The organism is Mesorhizobium sp. AA23, from assembly GCF_001672435.1.
Lineage (GTDB): Bacteria > Pseudomonadota > Alphaproteobacteria > Rhizobiales > Rhizobiaceae > Mesorhizobium.
The window spans coordinates 34,631-53,495 of record NZ_LYTP01000002.1; the positions used below are offsets into that span (position 1 = coordinate 34,631).

General features: G+C 62.8%; 22 protein-coding genes. 17 read left to right on the forward strand and 5 right to left on the reverse strand.

The window, feature by feature from the left end:
- Nucleotides 1-89: 89 nt before the first annotated feature.
- Complete coding sequence (locus A9K66_RS03605; RefSeq protein WP_067319759.1) at nt 90-515, forward strand: OsmC family protein; 426 nt, start codon at nt 90-92, stop codon at nt 513-515.
- 17 nt (nt 516-532) lie between these two features.
- On the opposite strand, the gene A9K66_RS03610 is transcribed toward A9K66_RS03605, so the two are convergent.
- The 3 genes from A9K66_RS03610 to A9K66_RS03620 form a co-directional block, all read right to left on the reverse strand.
- The gene (locus tag A9K66_RS03610; RefSeq protein ID WP_066992466.1) at nt 533-1,162 is read right to left on the reverse strand and encodes a MarC family protein; all 630 of its coding nucleotides are present in this window, start codon (nt 1,160-1,162) and stop codon (nt 533-535) included.
- 91 nt (nt 1,163-1,253) lie between these two features.
- Nucleotides 1,254-1,631, reverse strand: coding sequence for a VOC family protein (locus tag A9K66_RS03615; RefSeq protein ID WP_067320139.1), 378 nt, complete (start codon nt 1,629-1,631; stop codon nt 1,254-1,256).
- 32 nt (nt 1,632-1,663) lie between these two features.
- Nucleotides 1,664-2,194, reverse strand: coding sequence for a hypothetical protein (locus tag A9K66_RS03620; protein WP_067319760.1), 531 nt, complete (start codon nt 2,192-2,194; stop codon nt 1,664-1,666).
- An 84-nt stretch (nt 2,195-2,278) separates the two neighbouring features.
- Here A9K66_RS03620 and A9K66_RS03625 point away from each other — a divergent pair, with 84 nt between their 5' ends.
- Together A9K66_RS03625 and gyrA are read left to right on the forward strand one after the other, a co-directional pair.
- The gene (locus tag A9K66_RS03625) at nt 2,279-3,115 is read left to right on the forward strand and encodes an AraC family transcriptional regulator (protein ID WP_067319762.1); all 837 of its coding nucleotides are present in this window, start codon (nt 2,279-2,281) and stop codon (nt 3,113-3,115) included.
- Nucleotides 3,116-3,302: 187 nt separating this feature from the next.
- Nucleotides 3,303-6,098, forward strand: coding sequence for a DNA gyrase subunit A (gene gyrA / locus A9K66_RS03630; RefSeq protein ID WP_067319763.1), 2,796 nt, complete (start codon nt 3,303-3,305; stop codon nt 6,096-6,098).
- A gap of 48 nt (nt 6,099-6,146) precedes the next feature.
- Here the strand turns inward: gyrA and A9K66_RS29050 are convergent, their stop codons facing one another.
- Nucleotides 6,147-6,299: a hypothetical protein gene (locus A9K66_RS29050; protein WP_082953674.1), complete on the reverse strand. Its 153-nt coding sequence runs from the start codon at nt 6,297-6,299 to the stop codon at nt 6,147-6,149.
- Nucleotides 6,300-6,492: 193 nt separating this feature from the next.
- Here A9K66_RS29050 and coaD point away from each other — a divergent pair, with 193 nt between their 5' ends.
- The 7 genes from coaD (at nt 6,493) to tgt (ending at nt 11,131) form a co-directional block, all read left to right on the forward strand.
- Complete coding sequence (gene coaD / locus A9K66_RS03635; protein ID WP_067319765.1) at nt 6,493-6,993, forward strand: pantetheine-phosphate adenylyltransferase; 501 nt, start codon at nt 6,493-6,495, stop codon at nt 6,991-6,993.
- A 167-nt stretch (nt 6,994-7,160) separates the two neighbouring features.
- A complete protein-coding gene (locus tag A9K66_RS03640) occupies nt 7,161-7,658 on the forward strand; it encodes a peptidylprolyl isomerase (RefSeq protein ID WP_245307383.1) in 498 nt (165 codons plus the stop codon).
- A 29-nt stretch (nt 7,659-7,687) separates the two neighbouring features.
- Nucleotides 7,688-8,200: a peptidylprolyl isomerase gene (locus tag A9K66_RS03645; RefSeq protein ID WP_066992487.1), complete on the forward strand. Its 513-nt coding sequence runs from the start codon at nt 7,688-7,690 to the stop codon at nt 8,198-8,200.
- Between the two features lie 11 nt (nt 8,201-8,211).
- Nucleotides 8,212-8,661, forward strand: a complete 450-nt coding sequence (locus A9K66_RS03650; RefSeq protein WP_066992491.1) for a DMT family transporter — start codon at nt 8,212-8,214, stop codon at nt 8,659-8,661.
- Complete coding sequence (gene queA, locus A9K66_RS03655) at nt 8,661-9,749, forward strand: tRNA preQ1(34) S-adenosylmethionine ribosyltransferase-isomerase QueA (RefSeq protein WP_067319769.1); 1,089 nt, start codon at nt 8,661-8,663, stop codon at nt 9,747-9,749. Before A9K66_RS03650 ends, queA begins: the two co-directional genes overlap by 1 nt.
- Nucleotides 9,739-10,008, forward strand: a complete 270-nt coding sequence (locus A9K66_RS03660; protein WP_067319771.1) for a hypothetical protein — start codon at nt 9,739-9,741, stop codon at nt 10,006-10,008. Before queA ends, A9K66_RS03660 begins: the two co-directional genes overlap by 11 nt.
- Entirely contained in the window at nt 10,001-11,131 is a 1,131-nt protein-coding gene (gene tgt, locus A9K66_RS03665) for a tRNA guanosine(34) transglycosylase Tgt (RefSeq protein WP_067319773.1), read from the forward strand. The genes A9K66_RS03660 and tgt overlap by 8 nt, the downstream gene beginning before the upstream one ends.
- A gap of 6 nt (nt 11,132-11,137) precedes the next feature.
- Here tgt and A9K66_RS03670 read toward each other — a convergent pair whose 3' ends face one another.
- The gene (locus A9K66_RS03670; RefSeq protein ID WP_066992501.1) at nt 11,138-11,557 is read right to left on the reverse strand and encodes a DUF4864 domain-containing protein; all 420 of its coding nucleotides are present in this window, start codon (nt 11,555-11,557) and stop codon (nt 11,138-11,140) included.
- Nucleotides 11,558-11,835: 278 nt separating this feature from the next.
- Here A9K66_RS03670 and A9K66_RS03675 point away from each other — a divergent pair, with 278 nt between their 5' ends.
- The 7 genes from A9K66_RS03675 to A9K66_RS03705 all read left to right on the forward strand — a co-directional run bounded on the left by A9K66_RS03675 (nt 11,836) and on the right by A9K66_RS03705 (nt 18,795).
- Nucleotides 11,836-12,072: an Lrp/AsnC ligand binding domain-containing protein gene (locus tag A9K66_RS03675; RefSeq protein ID WP_066992504.1), complete on the forward strand. Its 237-nt coding sequence runs from the start codon at nt 11,836-11,838 to the stop codon at nt 12,070-12,072.
- A gap of 168 nt (nt 12,073-12,240) precedes the next feature.
- Complete coding sequence (locus tag A9K66_RS03680) at nt 12,241-13,653, forward strand: circularly permuted type 2 ATP-grasp protein (protein ID WP_066992507.1); 1,413 nt, start codon at nt 12,241-12,243, stop codon at nt 13,651-13,653.
- Nucleotides 13,654-13,878: 225 nt separating this feature from the next.
- Nucleotides 13,879-14,820: an alpha-E domain-containing protein gene (locus A9K66_RS03685; RefSeq protein WP_066992511.1), complete on the forward strand. Its 942-nt coding sequence runs from the start codon at nt 13,879-13,881 to the stop codon at nt 14,818-14,820.
- A 20-nt stretch (nt 14,821-14,840) separates the two neighbouring features.
- The gene (locus A9K66_RS03690) at nt 14,841-15,635 is read left to right on the forward strand and encodes a transglutaminase family protein (protein ID WP_067319775.1); all 795 of its coding nucleotides are present in this window, start codon (nt 14,841-14,843) and stop codon (nt 15,633-15,635) included.
- Nucleotides 15,636-15,665: 30 nt separating this feature from the next.
- A complete protein-coding gene (locus A9K66_RS03695) occupies nt 15,666-16,397 on the forward strand; it encodes a peptidase (protein ID WP_067319777.1) in 732 nt (243 codons plus the stop codon).
- A gap of 92 nt (nt 16,398-16,489) precedes the next feature.
- Complete coding sequence (locus A9K66_RS03700; RefSeq protein ID WP_067319779.1) at nt 16,490-17,917, forward strand: pyridoxal-dependent decarboxylase; 1,428 nt, start codon at nt 16,490-16,492, stop codon at nt 17,915-17,917.
- 110 nt (nt 17,918-18,027) lie between these two features.
- Entirely contained in the window at nt 18,028-18,795 is a 768-nt protein-coding gene (locus tag A9K66_RS03705) for a DeoR/GlpR family DNA-binding transcription regulator (protein WP_066992523.1), read from the forward strand.
- The last annotated feature ends 70 nt before the right edge of the window (nt 18,796-18,865 follow it).

Sequence of the window (18,865 nt, forward strand, 5' to 3'; positions counted from 1 at the left end):
AGTGCGTCGCGGTTTTCCGTCCGGAATTGCCTATAGTTGATAGTTGCGGCGATAGTCCGCTTGCAAAGCAGCGTCTAAGGAAGATCATCGTGAAAGCACGCGTCAAATGGGTTGAGGAACGCACCTTTGTCGGCGAGTCCGGCAGCGGTCACAAAGTCGTGCTGGGCACGGCGCGTGGGCCGGAAGGCCGGACGCCAGGGCCGAGCCCAATGGAGCTGGTGCTGATCGGCACCGGCGGCTGCTCGGCCTACGACGTGGTCCATATCCTCGAAAAAGGTCGCGAGGCGGTCGAGGACTGCGTGGTCGAGCTGGACGCGGATCGTGCCGAGACGGAACCGCGCGTCTTCACCCGCATCCACATGCATTTCATCGTCAAGGGTCGCGCGATGTCGCACGACAAGGTGAAAAGGGCGATCGACCTGTCGATCGAGAAATACTGCTCGGCCACCGCGATGATGGCCAAGACGGCGGCCGTCACGCATGATTTCGAGGTGGTCGATACAGCAGTGAAATAAGGCAGTAGGGATGCTGCTCAGGCAGCCATCAGCGCCCTGACGCCGTCGGCGACGAACTGCACCGCAAGCGCCGCCAGGATGACGCCGAGCAGCCTCGTCAGGATCGAGCGGCCGGTCTGACCGAGGATGCGGTCGATGCGCTCTGCCAGCACGAACACCAGAAAGGTGAGCACAAGACAGATCGCGATGATGCCGACCAGCGCCGCTTGCGCGGCAAAGCCCTCGAAGTGTCCTGACAGCAGCACTGTCGCCGATATCGCGCCGGGACCGGCGATCAGCGGGATCGCCAGCGGAAAGGCGGCGATGTTGTGGATCATGTCCTTGGTGATGGCGACGTCGCCGATCTTCTCCTTGCGGTCCTGACGGCGCTCGAACACCATTTCGAAGGCGATGAAGAAAAGCAGGAAGCCGCCGGCGACGCGGAAGGCCGGCAGCGTGATGCCGAACACCGACAGGATCGAGGCGCCGGCGACGGCGAACAACGCCATCACCAGAAAGCCGATCACCGAAGCTCGCACCGAGACTTGCTGGCGCTCGTCCCGGTTCATGCCACGCGTGACGGCGAGGAAGAGCGGTGCCAGCCCGGGCGGATCGATGGTCACCAGGATGGTGACGAAGGCGTTGAACAGGGTGTCGAAGCTCGGCATCGCTGGTCCCCTCCCGCCTGGCGAAGCCCAAGCCCTGCATTCGTAGAGCAAAGCGGGAGCGGTGGGAACAGGACGGGAGGATTTCAGCCGGCTATTCAGCTTTGCTGCAATAAGCCTCGAGCCGGTAGCCGTCAGGGTCGATTACGAAGGCGGCGTAGTAGTTGTCGCCATAGGCGACGCGCAGGCCGGGCCGGCCATTGTCCTTGCCACCCGCAAGCAAGGCCGCCGCATGGAAAGCGTCGACGCCGGCGCGTGTCGGTGCGGCAAAGCAGAAGTGCAGGCCGGAGTCCGCGTCGGCCGGGACCGGCCGGCCGGCCTCATTGACCCAGAGTTCTACGGTCCTGGCGCCGTAGCCGAGCGAGCCGGGTGACTGGCTGAGGCACGAGTAGCCGAGGGGCTCCAAAGCGGCGTCGTAGAAGCGTTTCGAGGCGTCGCAGTCGCGGACGCCGATCGAGATATGGTCAAGCATCGTTTTCTCCATGATTACAGGTGGTTGATCGGTCAGGCTGGAGTCGAGCGCCGCGCCAGGAACTCGACCTCCATGCGCCAGGTTTTGCCGCCGTCATGCGAACGCTCGCCAAGCCAGCGGAAGGCGTTCTCGGTGATGTGCGAAAAGCTCCAGCGCACCGAGGAGCCGGTGCCGTCGGCGCCGATCTGCACGATTGTGTCGCCTTCGGCGCGGCCGAGCTGGCGGCTGTAATACTGGTTGCGCGGATCGCTCCAGAAGATATGCCAGGCGTCCGCGCCGGGGTCGTAGACGCGCAACGTCGTGCCGTAGAAGGTCCATGGCCCGAGAGAGGCTTGCACCCCGGCATTCCGCGCCGGCAGGATCCAGACGTCCTGGACCGCCCTGCCCTCCAGAACCCAGCCGAAATGCACCTCGCCGCGCCCGGTTAACCTGGTGCCGTCCTCCAGCGTGCGCGTGGCGTCGAAGGTCCAGGCGCCGATGAAGCGGCCGTAGAGTTTGAGCTTCTCGGCGAGATCCGGATTGGGAGCGTCGCTGTGCAGGGCTTCGGCAAAGGGATCGGTCATGGTTGCTGCCTCGTTTGTCAGGAGAGGCGAGCAATAGGGGCATGGCGGGGTTCTGGGCTTGGGAAAAATTGCTATTTTTTCGCGATGGCGACGACTGAGAAAAACCTGGCCTCAGGGCATGGCTGGCAGGTGTCCGACGTGATCTGCACGGCTCGCGCCGGCGACCGCCCGTTTGAGGAACAGCATCGCGGTTTCTGCCTCGCCGCCGTGACCAGAGGCACGTTCCGCTACCGGACGCGCCAAGGCACCGCAATGCTTGCTCCAGGCGCCATCCTGCTCGGCAATCCGGGCGCCTGCTACGAGTGCGGCCACGAGCACGGCGCCGGCGACCGCTGCCTCTCCTTCCATTTTTCGCCGGCCTATATGGAGCGCGTCGTCGCCGATGTGCCGGGCGCAAGCCGGCTCGGCTTTGCCGACCCACGCCTGCCGCCCTTGCCGGTGCTGGCGCCGTTGCTGGCGCAAGCGGAGGCGGCGCAGCAAACGGGCGACGGCGAGGCGTTCGAGGAACTCGGTCTGCGCATTGCCTGCGCGGTGGTCGGGGCTGCGGCCAATTCGTCCGAGGTTGCCTGGACACCCAGCGCCCGCGACCAGAAACGCGTAGCCGAGGCGGTGCGTTTGATCGAGCTCAACGCCGATCGCCCGCTTTCGCTGACCGAACTCGCCGACGGCACGGCGACCAGCCCGTATCATTTCCTGCGCACGTTCCGTCATGTCGCCGGCATGACGCCCTATCAGTTCCTGCTGAGGACCAGGCTGCATCGGGCCGCGGTGCGGCTGTGCGCGTCGAACGAAGCGATCTCGACGATTGCTTTCGATGCCGGCTTCAACGACCTTTCGACCTTCAACCGGAGGTTCCGGCGCGAGATGGGAGAAGCGCCCGGCGCCTACCGCTGCAAACGGGCGGGCAGACGCGGGCATTAGCCAAGGCCGTTCGGGATCGACTTGGCCTGCGAGCTCAAAGTGTGGCTTTGGCCATATCGTCGCAATCAGCGGTATCCATTTGAAATTGCCGCCGAAATTGTCTTTGGAAAAGTGTGGTAGCCATTGGAGTTTCAGCCCGGCTTCCTATATAAGCGGCGAGTGATTCCCGACTGGATTGTGACCTGATTTGACCGACCAGAAGACACCGCGCGGGCCGGAGGGCGGCCCCACCGGCATCGAGCCGATTTCGATCATCGAGGAGATGCAGCGCTCCTATCTGGATTACGCCATGAGCGTGATCGTCAGTCGGGCGCTGCCTGACGTGCGCGACGGCCTGAAGCCGGTGCACCGCCGCATCCTCTATGCCTCGCATGAGAGCGGCTATCACTGGAACCGCAAATATGTGAAGTCGGCGCGCCCGGTCGCCGACGTGATGGGTAAATACCATCCGCATGGCGACGCCTCGATCTATGACGCGCTGGTGCGCATGGCCCAGGATTGGTCGCTGCGCGTGCCCCTGATCGACGGTCAGGGCAATTTCGGCTCGATCGACGGCGACCCGCCGGCGGCGATGCGCTACACCGAGTCCCGGCTGACCAAGGTTGCGCATGAGCTGCTGGAGGACATCGACAAGGAAACCGTCGATTTCCAGGACACCTACGACGCCTCCGCCACCGAGCCCAAGGTGCTGCCGGCCCGCTTCCCGAACCTGCTCGTCAACGGCTCGGGCGGCATCGCCGTCGGCATGGCCACCAACATCCCGCCGCACAATCTGGCCGAAGTCTGCAACGGCGCCATCGCCATCATCGACAATCCGGCGATCGACCTGCCTGCGCTGATGGAGATCGTGCCCGGTCCGGATTTCCCGACCGGCGGCATCGTGCTTGGCCGCTCCGGCATCTACAATGCCTATTCGACGGGCCGCGGCTCGATCGTCATGCGCGGCCGCGTCAACATCGAGGCGCGCGGCAACGACCGTGAATCGATCATCATCACCGAGATTCCCTATCAGGTGAACAAGGCGGCGATGATCGAGAAGATGGCCGAACTCGTGCGCGAGAAGCGCATCGAGGGCATCTCCGACATCCGCGACGAGAGCGACCGCCAGGGCTACCGTGTCGTCGTCGAGCTCAAGCGCGAGGCGGTCGCCGATGTCATTTTGAACCAGCTTTACCGCTTCACGCCGCTGCAGACCTCGTTCGGCGCCAATATGGTCGCGCTGAACGGCGGCAAGCCGGAAGTGCTGACGCTGATCGACATGCTGAAGGCCTTTGTCGGCTTCCGCGAGGAGGTTATCAGCCGGCGCACGAAATATCTTCTGCGCAAGGCGCGCGAGCGCGCCCATGTGCTGGTCGGTCTCGCTATCGCCGTCGCCAACATCGATGAGGTGATCAAGCTGATCCGCACCGCGCCAGATCCGCAGACGGCGCGCGAGCAGTTGATGGAACGGCGCTGGCCATCGCACGACGTCGCTCCGCTGATCCAGCTGATCGATGATCCGCGCCACCGCATCAACGAGGACGGCACCTACAATCTATCCGAGGAGCAGGCCCGCGCCATCCTCGACCTGCGCCTGCAGCGCCTGACCGCGCTCGGCCGCGACGAGATCGCCGACGAGTTAAACAAGATCGGCGCTGAAATCCTTGATTACCTTGACATCCTGTCTTCTCGCGCGCGCATCCAGCAGATCGTCAAGGACGAGCTGATCGCCGTCCGCGACGAGTTCGGCACGCCGCGCCGCACGGAACTCGCCGAGGGCGGGGCGGACATGGAAGACGAAGACCTGATCCAGCGCGAGGACATGGTCGTCACGGTCAGCCATTCCGGCTACATCAAGCGCGTGCCGCTGTCGCTCTACCGGGCGCAGCGCCGCGGAGGCAAGGGCCGCTCCGGCATGTCGACCAAGGAAGAGGATTTCGTCACCCGGCTATTCGTCGCCAACACGCATACGCCGGTGCTGTTCTTCTCCTCGCGCGGCATCGTCTACAAGGAAAAGGTCTGGCGCCTGCCGGTCGGCAACCCGCAGTCGCGCGGCAAGGCGCTGATCAACATGCTGCCGCTCGAGCAGGGCGAGCGCATCACCACCATCATGCCGCTGCCGGAGGACGAGACGAGCTGGGGCGAGCTCGACGTGATGTTCGCGACCACGCGCGGCACCGTGCGACGCAACAAGCTGTCCGACTTCGTCCAGGTCAACCGCAACGGCAAGATCGCCATGAAGCTGGAGGAAGAAGGCGACGAAATCCTCGGCGTCGAGACCTGCACGGACAATGACGACGTGCTGCTGACGGCGAATTCCGGCCAGTGCATCCGCTTCTCGGTCTCCGATGTGCGCGTCTTCCAGAGCCGCAATTCCGTCGGCGTGCGCGGCATCGCCATGGCCGAAACCGACCGCGTGATCTCGATGTCGGTGATCGAACATGTAGATGCTTCACCGGCTGAGCGCGCGGCCTATCTCAAGCGTGCGGCATCCGAGCGTCGGCTTGCCGCCGGCGGTGCAGCCGAGGAGGAAGAGATCGCGCTGACCAATGAGGAGATCGGCGAGGAAGCCGAGCTTTCCGACGAGCGCTACGAATTCCTCAAGATGCACGAGCAGCTTGTGCTGACGGTGACCGAATACGGCTACGGCAAGCGTTCCTCGTCCTATGATTTCCGCCTGACGGGTCGCGGCGGCAAGGGCATCCGCGCCACGGATGTCTCGAAAGTGGCCGAGATCGGCCGGCTGGTCGCGACCTTCCCGGTCGGCAACGACGATCAGATAATGCTGGTATCGGATGGCGGGACCGTCATCCGCGTGCCCGTCGATGGCATCCGCTTCGCCAGCCGTGCCACCAAGGGGGTGACCATCTTCAACACCGCCGAAGGTGAGAAGGTGGTGTCGGTCGAGCGGATTTCGGAGCCGCAGTCGGACGAGGAAGCCGAGGAAGCGCCTTCGGGTGAAGCCGACACCGCAGAAGATTCGGGCGAGGGAAATCCCGAATAGCCTTACTGCGCGCCACCGGCCCTTGGCCGGTGCGATCATGGCTGGAAGTCAGCGGCGGTGGTACAGGTTGCGGCCTACGAAGCCATCGAGCCGCTTGGTGTTGGTCTTGATGCGCACCCGCGCCGCTTCCTGGTGCAACCCGAATGCGGTGGCGATCAGCATCACGATGGTCATTGCAGTGGCAAGCATGTAGATCAGCATTTGCGTGTTCTCCTGCGATCACAACGATAAAGATGGTGCTTTGGTTTCATCTCCTGAAGCGGCAAGCTGGTGAATGCTGCGTGAAGCGTTCGTGATTGTCGCATTCGTCTGTCGTTGACGTCCGTGAAAAGGTTCACGATCGGGCGCAGCAATGGGATTTGCCTTTGTCGGAGAGGCTCGCTAGAAGCCTGCCATGACCGAACGCACCGCCCTTTACGCCGGCTCCTTCGACCCGCTGACCAATGGTCACCTCGACGTGTTGAAGGCTTCGCTTGCCGTGGCCGACACCGTCTACGCTACAATCGGCATTCATCCCGGCAAGACGCCGCTGTTTTCCTTCGAGGAACGCGTGAAGCTGATCGAGGCCGCGACCAAGGCGGAATTCGGCCGCGACAGCGACCGCATCAAGGTCGTCTCGTTCGATGGGCTGGTCATCGACGCCGCCAGGAAGCATGGCGCCTCGATCATCATCCGCGGCCTGCGCGACGGCACCGATCTCGACTATGAGATGCAGATGGCGGGCATGAACGAGACCATGGCGCCGGAGCTGCAGACGGTTTTCCTGCCGGCCAGCCCGTCTGTGCGCACCATTACCGCCACACTTGTCCGCCAGATTGCGTCGATGGGCGGCGACATCCGCCCGTTCGTGCCGGCGGCGGTCGCAGGCGCCCTCACTGCCAAATTCGCGAAATAGTGCATGTCGCCCAAAGGTGGATCCCGGTTTTGGGGCAACGACATGCACCCAAACAAAGACTTTCGGAGAACCTCATGCAGCTGAAAAAGCTTGCTTCGTTGCTTGTCGTGCTTGCCGGCGTTTTGGCGGCGTCCTTGCCGGCCTCGGCAGCCGACAAGGAAAACACCATGATCATCACGCTGAAGGACGGTGACGTGACCGTCGCGCTGCGTCCCGATCTGGCGCCGAAGCATGTGGCGCAGATCAAGAAGCTGGTGCGCGAGGGCGCCTATGACAATGTCGCCTTCCATCGCGTCATCGACGGCTTCATGGCCCAGACCGGCGACGTCAAGTTCGGCAACATGAAGAAGGGTTTTAATCCCGAGGCTGTCGGCACGGGCGGATCCGACCTTCCCGATCTGCCTGCCGAGTTCTCGCAGACCGAGCAATTCACCCGTGGCGTGGTCGGCATGGCCCGCTCACAGGACCCGAACTCGGCCAATTCCCAGTTCTTCATCATGTTCGCGCCCGCGCCGAACCTCGACGGGCAGTACACCATTGTCGGCAAGGTGGAGAGCGGCATGGATCTGGTGGACAAGATCAAGAAGGGCGATGAGGCGGACAACGGCACGGTCAAGGACCCGGACCGCATGATCAAAGTCCGCATCGCTGCCGACAGCAAGTAACTGCTCGATTTTCAAAAGGATTTTCTGACATGGCTGAGATCAAGGACCGCGAGAACGCGCTCATCATGGAAACGACCAAGGGCGAGGTCGTCATCGAAATGTATCCGGACCTTGCGCCCGGTCACGTCGCGCGCATCAAGGAATTGGCGCGCGAGGGCGCCTATGACGGCGTGGTGTTCCACCGTGTCATCGACGGCTTCATGGCGCAGACCGGCGACGTCAAGTTCGGCAACTCCTCGAAGCCGACCTTCGCCCCGTCGCGCGCTGGCATGGGCGGCTCCGACAAGCCGGACCTCAAGGCCGAATTCTCCAACGCCAATCACGGCCGCGGCACCTGCTCGATGGCGCGGGCGCAGAACCCGAACTCGGCGAACTCGCAGTTCTTCATCTGCTTTGACGATGCCTCCTTCCTCAATCGCCAGTACACGGTCTGGGGCCAGGTCATCGAAGGCATGGAGAATGTCGACAAGATCAAGCGCGGCGAGCCGGTGCAGGATCCCGACAAGATCGTGTCGCTGAAGGTCGCGGCCGACGTCAAGTAAGGCATAGTACGATGATGGGCGCAGTCTGGTCCCTGCTCGGCATCCTGTCCGGCGCCTTCATCGCCATCCAGGCGCCGATCAACTCGCAATTGGCGCGCGGCCTCGGCCTTCCGGTCGCGGCCGCCGCTTTCTCGTTCCTGTCGGGCGCCGTCGTTCTCGGTATCATCGCGATCGCCGTGGTGAAGCTGCAGGGCCTCTCGCTCGACTGGAAGGCGCCGGCACCCTGGCTGTTCGTCGCCGGCGGCATGCTCGGCGGATTCTACGTCACGCTCTCCACCATTCTTACGCCGCGCATCGGCGCGGCGGCGCTGATGGCCTTCCTGGTCGCCGGCCAACTGATCGCCGGCATGCTGGTCGACCGGGCCGGCTTCCTTGGTGTTGCCGTGCGCGAGGTCTCGCTTGGCCGCGTGGCCGGCGCCGTGCTGCTGCTCGTTGGAGCGCTGCTCATCCGGCTCTACTGATGCGCGTCGATCTTTTCGACTTCGACCTGCCGGAGGAGCGCATTGCGCTGCGCCCGGCGGAGCCGCGTGACAGCGCCAAGCTATTGGTGGTCAAACCGGGCGAAACGCTGCGCGACCGCACCGTCAGCGATCTGCCGTCGCTGCTGAGAGAAGGCGACGTGCTGGTATTCAACGATACCAAGGTCATTCCGGCCCAGCTGAAAGGCATCCGCAAGCGCGGCGAAGCGATGGCGCAGGTCGAGGCCACGCTGCATATGCGGCTCGCGCCGGACCGCTGGCGGGCCTTCATGCGGCCCGGCAAGCGCATCGCCGTCGGCGACCGCATTCATTTCGGCCACGACCAGAATTCCTGCTTCCTCGGCCAGCTCGACGCGACAGTGATCGAGAAGGGCGAGGCGGGCGAGGTGTTGCTCGGCTTCGACCTCTCGGGCGTCTTTCTCGACGAGGCAATGCACGCCGTAGGCCATATCCCATTGCCGCCATACATCGCCTCGAAGCGAGATGACGACGAGCGCGACCGCAGCGACTACCAGACCATCTATGCCAGGGAAGAGGGCGCGGTCGCGGCCCCCACCGCCGGCCTGCATTTCACGCCGGAGTTGTTTGCAGCGCTCGAAGCCAAGGGCATCGAGCGGCGCTTCGTCACGCTGCATGTCGGCGCCGGCACTTTTTTGCCGGTTAAGGCCGACGACACCGCCGACCATAAGATGCACGCGGAAACGGGCTTGGTGAGCCAAGAAACGGCAGACGCGCTCAACGCTGCAAGGGCGCGGGGAGGGCGGCTTGTCGCCGTCGGCACGACCTCGCTGCGCCTTCTGGAAAGTGCTGCGCGTGAGGATGGCAGGATCGAGGCCTGGTCCGGGCCGACCGATATCTTCATCACCCCCGGCTACCGCTTCAAGACAGCTGACATGCTGATGACCAATTTCCATCTGCCGCGCTCGACGCTGTTCATGCTGGTCTCGGCCTTCAGCGGACTGGACGCGATGCGTTCGGCCTATGCGCATGCCATCGAGAGCCGCTACAGGTTCTACTCCTACGGGGACTCCAGCCTGCTTTATCGAGCGGAGACGAGCGATGGACGATGATCTAGAGAGAATGGACCGCGAGGCGCTCATCGCGGAAGTGACAAAGCTGCGCGCCGGTATCCGCGCGCATCGCGATGCGACCGGCCATGATCTCTGCTGGCATCATCCCGACCTCTGGGACCTGCTGCCGGAGAAGACCGAGCCGGCGATCGCCGTGCCGCCGTGGCCGAAATTCATGCGCGGCTGCATCCGCTACCGGCAGTCGCTCGACAAGCAGGCACCCGGCGCCCCGGTGCACGACAAGGAATTCGATGGCTGAGACTTTCTCTTTCAAGCTGCTCGCCACCGACGGCAAGGCGCGGCGCGGCCTCATCAGCATGCCGCGCGGCGAGATCCGCACGCCGGCCTTCATGCCGGTCGGCACCGGCGGCACCGTCAAGGCCATGTATATGGATCAGGTGCGCGGCGTCGGCGCCGACATCATCCTCGGCAACACCTATCATTTGATGCTCAGGCCAGGCGCCGTGCGTGTGGCGAAGCTCGGCGGCCTGCATGAATTCGCGCGCTGGCCGCACCCGATCCTGACCGATAGCGGCGGCTTCCAGGTAATGTCGTTGTCGAAGCTGAGGAAGCTTAGCGAAACGGGCGTCACCTTCCGCTCGCATATCGACGGTGCGCGCTACGAGATGTCGCCGGAGCGGTCGATCGAAATCCAGGGGCTGCTCGATTCCGATATCCAGATGCAGCTCGACGAGTGTACGGCGCTTCCCGCCAAGCCGAAGGAAATCGAGCGCGCCATGGAACTGTCGCTGCGCTGGGCCGAACGCTGCAAGACGGCGTTCGGCGATCAGCCGGGCAAGGCGATGTTCGGCATCGTGCAGGGCGGCGACAGTGCTGTGATGCGCGTGCGTTCGGCGCAGGCGCTGGCGGCTATGGACCTCAAAGGCTATGCCGTCGGTGGGCTGGCGGTCGGCGAGCCGCAGGCGGTGATGCTGGAGATGCTGGGCATAACCTGCCCGGAACTGCCGGCCGACAGGCCGCGCTACCTGATGGGTGTCGGCACCCCGGACGACATCTTGAAATCCGTGGCACGCGGCATCGACATGTTCGACTGCGTGATGCCGACGCGCGCCGGCCGCCATGGTCTGGCCTATACGCGCCGCGGCAAGATCAACCTGCGCAACGCCCGCCATGCCGACGATCCGCGTCCGCTGGACGAGGAAAGCGACTGCCCGGCCGCGCGCGACTATTCGCGCGCCTATCTCCATCATCTCGTGCGCTCGCAGGAGTCGCTCGGCGCAATGCTGCTCACCTGGAACAACCTGTCCTACTACCAGAAGCTGATGCAGGACATCCGCGCCGCGATCGAGGCAAAAGCCTTCGAGACGCGCGCTGCCGAGATTTCGGAATACTGGGCGAGGGGCGATCTGCCGGCGCTATGAGCGCTTTTATGTGCTCACCGAAGTCGCGGCGCGCAGGCTGCAGCCGGTGATCTTAAAGCTGCCGTCGGGCTGCTGTTCGAGCGTGTACACCGCCTCATAGTCCTTGCCATCGGGCCCGACGATCAGCACCTGCTGGACGATCGAGGCCGGCCCGGTCTGCTCCACCTTGCCGAAGGAATAGTTCTGCGGCCTGCGCACCGGCGCATAGCCGTTGGTCACCATGTTCATGAAGGTGTCGACGGTCGGGAAGATCCGCTTCACATTTGGCGCGGCGAAGCTGTAGGCGGTGGCGCCGTCATCGGCGAGAAAGGCCTTGAGCTGGCTGTCGATGACTGTTTGCGCCGCTTTGATCTCGGCGTCACCGGCGAAGGCCATGGATGCAAGAACCATCGGAACGAGAGCGAGTGCGAACAATACGCGGCGCATGGCCTGTCTCCAGAATTCGCGTGGAACAACTATCATACGCTGGCCGGCGTGCCGTGGTTTCACCGTTTCGCAGATTTCTTGCCTGCATGGATGCCTCCGCTAGGACCTGACCTGAGGTGTTCCCGAACTGTCCTTGGTGGCGTCCCCGGGCCGGTGTGGCATGCCAATCGCGGAGTTGCGGCAAGCGGCCGCCAAGGCGCGTGCAGCCTGATGCTTGAAAGCCCGTCGCCAGTCTGCCACAAGGGCCGCTCATTCGCGAAGACTGGCAGGACCGGGAAATGAAGGCATTTTTCGTGCAGATAAAGTGCGATCTGGGCAAAGCCTATGAGGTCGCCAGCGCGCTCGCCGATGCCGAGATCGCCTCCGAAATCTATTCGACCGCCGGCAATTACGACCTGCTCGCAAAATTCTATGTCGACGACGAGGAAGACATCGGCCACTTCATCAATGAACGGGTGCAGATCCTGCCTGGAATCAAGGACACCTTCACCATCGTCACTTTCCGGGCGTTCTGATTTGCCGTTTGATGCCCGCTCACCGGGCATGAACTGACCCGGCGTCGCTCCCGCTGCCCTAATCGTAGGCAATTTGCATAGGACGGCCGCCAGCGCCGCCCAAATCATCGATTGCGCTTGATTTTCTCCAGCCGGGCCAGTGAAATGGCTTCAGAGGGGAGTACGCGATTGGCAGCGTTCGACGAAATGCTTCCGGAAGTCTCCGGATTGAGAAGACCATACCAGGCTTATGATCGCTGGCTGAAGGAACAGGACCCGGCCAGGCTCACCCAGAAAATGGAGGACGCCGAACGCGTCTTCCGCAAGACCGGCATCACCTTCGCCGTCTATGGCGAGCAGGAAGCTTCCGAACGGCTGATCCCCTTCGACATCGTCCCGCGCATCATTTCCGGCCAGGAATGGCGCCGGCTGACGCAGGGCATCGAGCAGCGCGTGCAGGCGCTCAACGCCTTTCTCGACGATATCTACCACCGCCAGGAAATCCTGCGCGCCGGGCGCGTTCCCAAGGAGCTGGTGGCGAAGAATGAAGCGTTCCTGCCGGAGATGATCGGTGTGAGACCGCCGGCCGGCGTCTACACCCACATCATCGGCGTCGACATCGTGCGCATCAGCGAGAATGAATTCTACGTGCTCGAGGACAATGCCCGCACGCCGTCGGGCGTCTCCTACATGCTGGAGAACCGCGAGACGATGATGCAGCTCTTCCCGGAGCTGTTCCAGCAGATCAAGGTGCGGCCGGTGGAGAACTATCCGCAACTGCTGCGCCAGTCGCTGGCGGCGGTGCGGCCGCAGAGCGCAAAGGGCGCGCCGACCATCGCGGTGCTGACGCCGGGCAGCTACAACTCCGCCTATTTCGAGCACGCCTTCCTCGCCGACCAGATGGGCGTGCAACTGGTCGAAGGACAGGATCTGCGCGTGGTCGACGGCCATGTCACGATGCGCACCACCGAGGGCTACAAGCAGATCGACGTGCTTTACCGGCGCGTGGACGACGCCTTCCTCGATCCGCTGACCTTCCGGCCGGATTCCGCGCTCGGCGTGCCGGGCATCATGGATGTCTATCGGGCCGGCAACATCACCATCGCTAACGCGCCGGGCACCGGCATCGCCGACGACAAGGCGATCTATTCCTACATGCCCGAGATCGTCGAGTTCTACACAGGCCGCAAGGCGATCCTCGGCAACATCCCGACCTGGCGCTGCTCGGAACCCGACAGCCTGAAATATGTGCTGGAGCACATCGGCGAGCTTGTCATCAAGGAAGTGCACGGCTCCGGCGGCTACGGCATGCTGGTCGGCCCCGCGGCGACCAAGAAGGAATGCGAGGCGTTCGCCAAGAAGCTGCAGGCCAAACCCGGCAACTACATCGCCCAGCCGACGCTCGCGCTGTCGACATGCCCGATCCTGACCGAGAAGGGGCTGTCGCCGCGCCATGTCGATCTCAGGCCTTATGTGCTGGTTTCGGATCGTATCCAGATCGTCCCGGGCGGCCTGACTCGCGTCGCGCTCAAGGAGGGGTCGCTTGTGGTCAACTCTTCGCAAGGCGGTGGGACGAAGGATACGTGGGTGTTGGATGATTAAAGAGCGAATAGAGAGTAGCGAATAGCGAATAGCGAATAGGGAAAGAGGGGGATCCGACGCAATCAATTCTTACAGGGACCTAATTGTTTGGAAGGTGGCCAAGCTGACGAAATCGGAAAAATGCTGCGATCGATGATCAGGAGCCTTCAATAGAGATCATGAAATCTTTTTTTCGCTACTCGCTACTCACTATTCGCTATTCGCTCGACACCGGAGCAAGCTGACATGCTTCTCGGCCGCACCGCCAACGGTCTCTACTGGATGAACCGCTATATAGAGCGGGCCGAAAACATGGCGCGCTTGGTCGATGCCGGCCTGCGCATGGCGCTGACGCGGACGCAGAACGCGTCGGAGGAATGGAACTCCGTGCTGCTCAGCGCCGGCTCCGACCTGGCCTTCTCGCAGAAATACCAGGACTACACTGTCGCCAACGTCTCGGATTTCCTGCTGCGCGACACTTCGAACCCGTCGAGCACGATGGCCTCGATCGAGACGGCGCGCAACAATGCGCGCATGGTGCGCACGGCGCTGACGCGCGAGACCTGGGAGAGCATCAACGAGGCCTGGATGTCGCTGAAGCGGATGCTGGCACGGCCGATCGACGAGCGCGATCTGCCGACGGTGCTCGATGCGATCAAGCGCGAGACGGCGCTGATCCGCGGCTCGTTCTACGGCACGATGCTGCGCAACGAGATCTTCGACTTCTCGCAGCTCGGCACCTATGTGGAGCGCGCCGACAACACGGCCCGCATCCTCGACGTGAAATACTATGTGCTCTTGCCGTCGATCTCCTGGGTGGGCTCGACACTCGACAATTATCAATGGGAATCGATCTTGCGCTCGGTGTCGGCGCACCGCTCCTACCGGTGGGTGTATGACGCGGACTACAAGCCGACCAACATCGCCGACTATCTGATCCTCAATGTCCGTATGCCGCGCTCGCTGACCTTCTGCTATCGCTTCCTGGGCGAGCATCTGAGATTCCTCGCCGACGACTATGGCGAGCGCCATGCCTGCCACGCCACCGCCGAGAAAATTCAGACGATGCTGAAGAAGGGGTCGATCAAGGATATTTTCGACCACGGCCTGCATGAGTTCCTGGCGGAATTCATTCGTGACAACACCAGGCTGGGGGATGAGATCGCCCTGGACTACCGGTTCTACTGAGCGCTGGAGAGACAGGCGCCATGCGGCTCAAGATCACACACCGGACCGAGTACCGCTACGATGCACCGGTGCAGTACCTGTTGCAGCGGCTGCGCCTGATGCCGGTTAGCGGATCGACTCAGACGGTTGCGTCCTGGGTGATCAAAATCGACGGCGCGCGAGAGGAGGTTCGCTTCACGGACCATTTCGGCAATGACACGCAGCTGGTGAGCGCCGAGGGCGGCCAGCACACCATCATAGTCGAGGCGGCGGGCGAGGTGACGACGCGCGACACTGCCGGTGTGTCCGGTGCGCATCATGGTTTCGCGCCGCTCTGGCTGTTCAGCCAGCAAACGCCGCTTACGACCGTCGGCGACGGCATTCGCGACCTGGCCGCGTCGGTCGGGGAGGGGACGGATATCGACAGGCTGCACAAGCTGATGGGCGCGATCCGGGAGCGCGTCGCCTATAAGCCCGGGACGACCAGCGCCGTGACGCCGGCGGAAGAAGCGCTGACGCTCAAGGCCGGTGTCTGCCAGGATCACAGCCACATCTTCACCGCCGTGGCGCGCGTGATGGGCTTCCCCGCGCGCTATATCAGCGGCTATCTGATGATGGATGCCTCGGTCGAGCAGGCGGCAAGCCATGCTTGGGCAGAAGCGCATGTGCCGAGCCTGGGGTGGGTTGCCTTTGATCCCGCCAACGGTATCTCTCCCGACGAACGCTATGTAAGAGTAGCGACGGGTCGGGACTATCGCGATGCCTCGCCTGTGTCGGGAATACTGCTGGGGCAAGCGGAAGAGAAGCTTGCCGTCACCGTCACGGTAGAGCAGTAGTCTCTGCCAAGATTCACCAGAAGAGCGACCATGACCTATTGCGTCGGCCTCAAGATCGATCGTGGACTCGTGTTCATGTCGGACACGCGCACCAATGCCGGCATGGATTCGATTTCGACCTTCAGGAAAATGCATGTCTGGGAAGAGCCTGGCGAGCGCGTCATCGTGCTGATGTCTGCAGGCAATCTTGCCACGACGCAAGCCGTGGTCAGCCTGCTGGACGAGCGCAACAAGGCGGCCGGCGACCGTCACGAGAAGCTGCTCGAGACCCCGTCAATGTACCAGACGGTGCGGCTGGTCGGCGAGACGGTGAAAGAGGTGATCGCACAGTCTTCGCCCGCCGGCGATCAGGCGGATTCCTATTTCAACGCCTCCTTCATCCTCGGCGGCCAAATCAAGGGCAGCCAACCCCGGCTGTTCATGATCTATCCCGAGGGCAATTTCATCGAGTCGACCGACGACACGCCATTCTTCCAGATCGGCGAGACCAAATACGGCAAGCCGATCATCATCCGTGCCTATGACCGTACGATGAGCCTGGCCGAGACGGTGAAGCTGCTGTTGGTCTCCTTCGACTCGACGCTGAAGTCGAACCTGTCGGTCGGCCTGCCGCTCGACCTGCTCTTCCTGGAACTGGATGCTTTCAAGGTCGGCCTGAAGAAGCGGATCGGTCATGACGACCAATATTACCGAACCATATCGGATGGCTGGTCCAACGCGCTAAAGGCGGCCTTCGCCAGCCTGCCTGATTTTCCCGGCTAGGGCGTTCGCCTACGAGGCGCATTATATTTAACATGTTAATTAAAGGTCGAAGTGGCGGGCCGATCAAGGTCCGGCGGCTGCTGAGAGGATACATGGACAAGAAAGAATTCCGCGATTGGTCGAGGCGAGCCGCAGATTGGGGCGTGGACTACCGGTCCAGCCTGCGCGATCGTCCGGTGCGGCCGGCGATCGCGCCCGGCGACATATTCAGGAGCATCGAAGAGTCGCCGCCCGAGACGGCCGAGCCGATGGAAAAAATCTTCGCCGATTTCGAAACGAAGATCGTGCCCGGGATGACGCATTGGCAGCATCCGCGCTTCTTCGCCTATTTCCCGGCCAACGCGGCGCCGGTCTCGGTGGTGGCCGAGTATCTCGTCTCGGCGATGGCCGCGCAGTGCATGCTGTGGCAGACCTCGCCGGCGGCGACAGAGCTCGAGACGCGCATCGTCGACTGGATGCGCCAGGCGCTGGGCCTGCCCGAAGGATTCTCCGGTGTCATTCAGGATTCGGCTTCGTCGGCGACGCTTGCCGCGGTGCTCACCATGCGCGAGCGGGCGCTTGACTGGCAGGGAAACAGACAAGGTCTCGCCGGCCAGGCGAAGCTGCGTGTCTATTGCTCCAACCAGGTTCACACCTCGATCGACCGAGCGATCTGGGTCGCCGGCATCGGCGAGGAGAATCTCATCCGTATCCCGGTAACCGGTCGTTTTCGCGCGATGGATACGGCGGCGCTCGAGGCGGCAATTATCGCCGATCGCGAGGCCGGCCTGCTGCCGGCGGGCATTGTCGCCTGCGTCGGCGGCACCAGCACTGGCGGCACCGACGACATCGCTGCCGTAGCGGCCGTGGCGAAGCGGCACGGCCTTTACCTGCACGTCGATGCGGCCTGGGCCGGGTCGGCGATGATCTGCCCGGAGTACCGGCATTTCTGGGCCGGTGTCGAGAGCGCCGATTCCATCGTCTTCAATCCGCACAAATGGCTCGGCGCGCAATTCGACTGCTCGATCCAGTTCGTCAGCCAACCGGAAGACCTTGTGCGCACGCTGGCCATCAAGCCGGACTATCTCAAGACCAGAGGTCATGACGGCATCATCAACTATTCGGAATGGTCGGTGCCGCTTGGCCGCCGATTCCGTGCGCTGAAACTCTGGTTCCTGCTGCGCGCCCACGGACTGGAAGGATTGCGCAAGATGATCCGAAACCATGTAGCCTGGAGCGAGGGACTTGCCGCACGCCTGGCCGGGGAAGCGGATTTCGAGCTCGTCACCGAGCCGATGTTGTCACTGTTCTCGTTCCGCCATCGCGCTCCTCAGGGTGCCGATCCAGACGAGCACAATTTGCGTCTCGTCGATGCCATCAACACGGACGGACGCATCTATTTGACGCAGACGCGCGTCGATGGTCGGGTGGCGATCCGCTTTCAGGCAGGACAGTTCGAGACCACGGCCGGCGATATTGATGCGGCCTTCGATGTCGTCACAGAGATTGCGCGCCGGCTTACCATTGAGGCAACAAACTGATTGCAGACCGGTTTGCCTTTGCGAGAAGGTGAATTTCCTTAGCCGGCTGTCCCTTTCCATCACTTTCGTTTTCCGATATAGACGGAAAAAACGAAAATGAAGGATAGCGGATGTTCCTTTCGCCCCGTCACGCCGAGATCATCCAGATGGCGAAGGACAACGGCCGGGTGCTGGTCGACGACCTGGCGACACATTTCAGCGTGACGCCGCAGACCATCCGCAAGGACCTCAACGATCTCTGTGACCAGCGGCTGCTGACGCGCATCCATGGCGGGGCGCTGTTCCCGTCCGGCATCGAGAACATGGAATACGAGGCGCGGCGCAAAATCGCTGCCGATGAGAAGGAGGCGATCGGCCGCGCGGCGGCCAGGCTCATTCCCGACAACGCCTCGCTGTTCATCAATATAGGCACCACGACGGAAGCTGTCTCAAAGGCGCTTCTCGACCATAACGGGCTTATGGTCATCACCAATAACATCAACGTTGCCAATAGGATGCGGATCTATCCTTCGATCGAGGTGGTGATCGCCGGCGGCGTTGTACGCGGCTCCGACGGCGGCGTCGTGGGTGAGGCCGCGGTGGATTTCATTCGCCAGTTCAAAGTCGACTACGCCGTCATCGGCGCCTCGGCCATCGACCATGACGGCGCGCTGCTCGACTTCGACTTTCGCGAAGTGAAAGTGGCGCAGGCCATCATCGCCAATGCGCGTCATGTGATTCTCGTCTCCGACCGGACAAAATTCGAGCGCACGGCGCCGGTTCGCATTGGTCACCTGTCGCAGGTGAACACCTTCATCACCGACCGTTGCGACATCCCTTCGGTGCGCCGGATTTGCGAGGAAACGGAGGTTCGTTTGATCGAGACAGCGCTCGGATAACGTCTCTTCACGGACATCTCACGCACCTGTGATATTTCGTTTGACATTCGGATCGAGTTCGAAATAATCC

Excerpts from the sequence above, each read along its gene's own strand:
- A9K66_RS03610 (WP_066992466.1), bottom strand. The coding sequence starts at position 1,162 with ATGCCGAGCTTCGACACCCTGTTCAACGCCTTCGTCACCATCCTGGTG.
- A9K66_RS03615 (WP_067320139.1), bottom strand. The coding sequence starts at position 1,631 with ATGCTTGACCATATCTCGATCGGCGTCCGCGACTGCGACGCCTCGAAA.
- A9K66_RS03620 (WP_067319760.1), bottom strand. The coding sequence starts at position 2,194 with ATGACCGATCCCTTTGCCGAAGCCCTGCACAGCGACGCTCCCAATCCG.
- A9K66_RS03625 (WP_067319762.1), top strand. The coding sequence starts at position 2,279 with ATGGCGACGACTGAGAAAAACCTGGCCTCAGGGCATGGCTGGCAGGTG.
- A9K66_RS29050 (WP_082953674.1), bottom strand. The coding sequence starts at position 6,299 with ATGCTGATCTACATGCTTGCCACTGCAATGACCATCGTGATGCTGATC.
- coaD (WP_067319765.1), top strand. The coding sequence starts at position 6,493 with ATGACCGAACGCACCGCCCTTTACGCCGGCTCCTTCGACCCGCTGACC.
- A9K66_RS03640 (WP_245307383.1), top strand. The coding sequence starts at position 7,161 with ATGATCATCACGCTGAAGGACGGTGACGTGACCGTCGCGCTGCGTCCC.
- A9K66_RS03645 (WP_066992487.1), top strand. The coding sequence starts at position 7,688 with ATGGCTGAGATCAAGGACCGCGAGAACGCGCTCATCATGGAAACGACC.
- A9K66_RS03650 (WP_066992491.1), top strand. The coding sequence starts at position 8,212 with ATGATGGGCGCAGTCTGGTCCCTGCTCGGCATCCTGTCCGGCGCCTTC.
- queA (WP_067319769.1), top strand. The coding sequence starts at position 8,661 with ATGCGCGTCGATCTTTTCGACTTCGACCTGCCGGAGGAGCGCATTGCG.
- A9K66_RS03660 (WP_067319771.1), top strand. The coding sequence starts at position 9,739 with ATGGACGATGATCTAGAGAGAATGGACCGCGAGGCGCTCATCGCGGAA.
- tgt (WP_067319773.1), top strand. The coding sequence starts at position 10,001 with ATGGCTGAGACTTTCTCTTTCAAGCTGCTCGCCACCGACGGCAAGGCG.
- A9K66_RS03670 (WP_066992501.1), bottom strand. The coding sequence starts at position 11,557 with ATGCGCCGCGTATTGTTCGCACTCGCTCTCGTTCCGATGGTTCTTGCA.
- A9K66_RS03675 (WP_066992504.1), top strand. The coding sequence starts at position 11,836 with ATGAAGGCATTTTTCGTGCAGATAAAGTGCGATCTGGGCAAAGCCTAT.
- A9K66_RS03685 (WP_066992511.1), top strand. The coding sequence starts at position 13,879 with ATGCTTCTCGGCCGCACCGCCAACGGTCTCTACTGGATGAACCGCTAT.
- A9K66_RS03690 (WP_067319775.1), top strand. The coding sequence starts at position 14,841 with ATGCGGCTCAAGATCACACACCGGACCGAGTACCGCTACGATGCACCG.
- A9K66_RS03695 (WP_067319777.1), top strand. The coding sequence starts at position 15,666 with ATGACCTATTGCGTCGGCCTCAAGATCGATCGTGGACTCGTGTTCATG.
- A9K66_RS03700 (WP_067319779.1), top strand. The coding sequence starts at position 16,490 with ATGGACAAGAAAGAATTCCGCGATTGGTCGAGGCGAGCCGCAGATTGG.
- A9K66_RS03705 (WP_066992523.1), top strand. The coding sequence starts at position 18,028 with ATGTTCCTTTCGCCCCGTCACGCCGAGATCATCCAGATGGCGAAGGAC.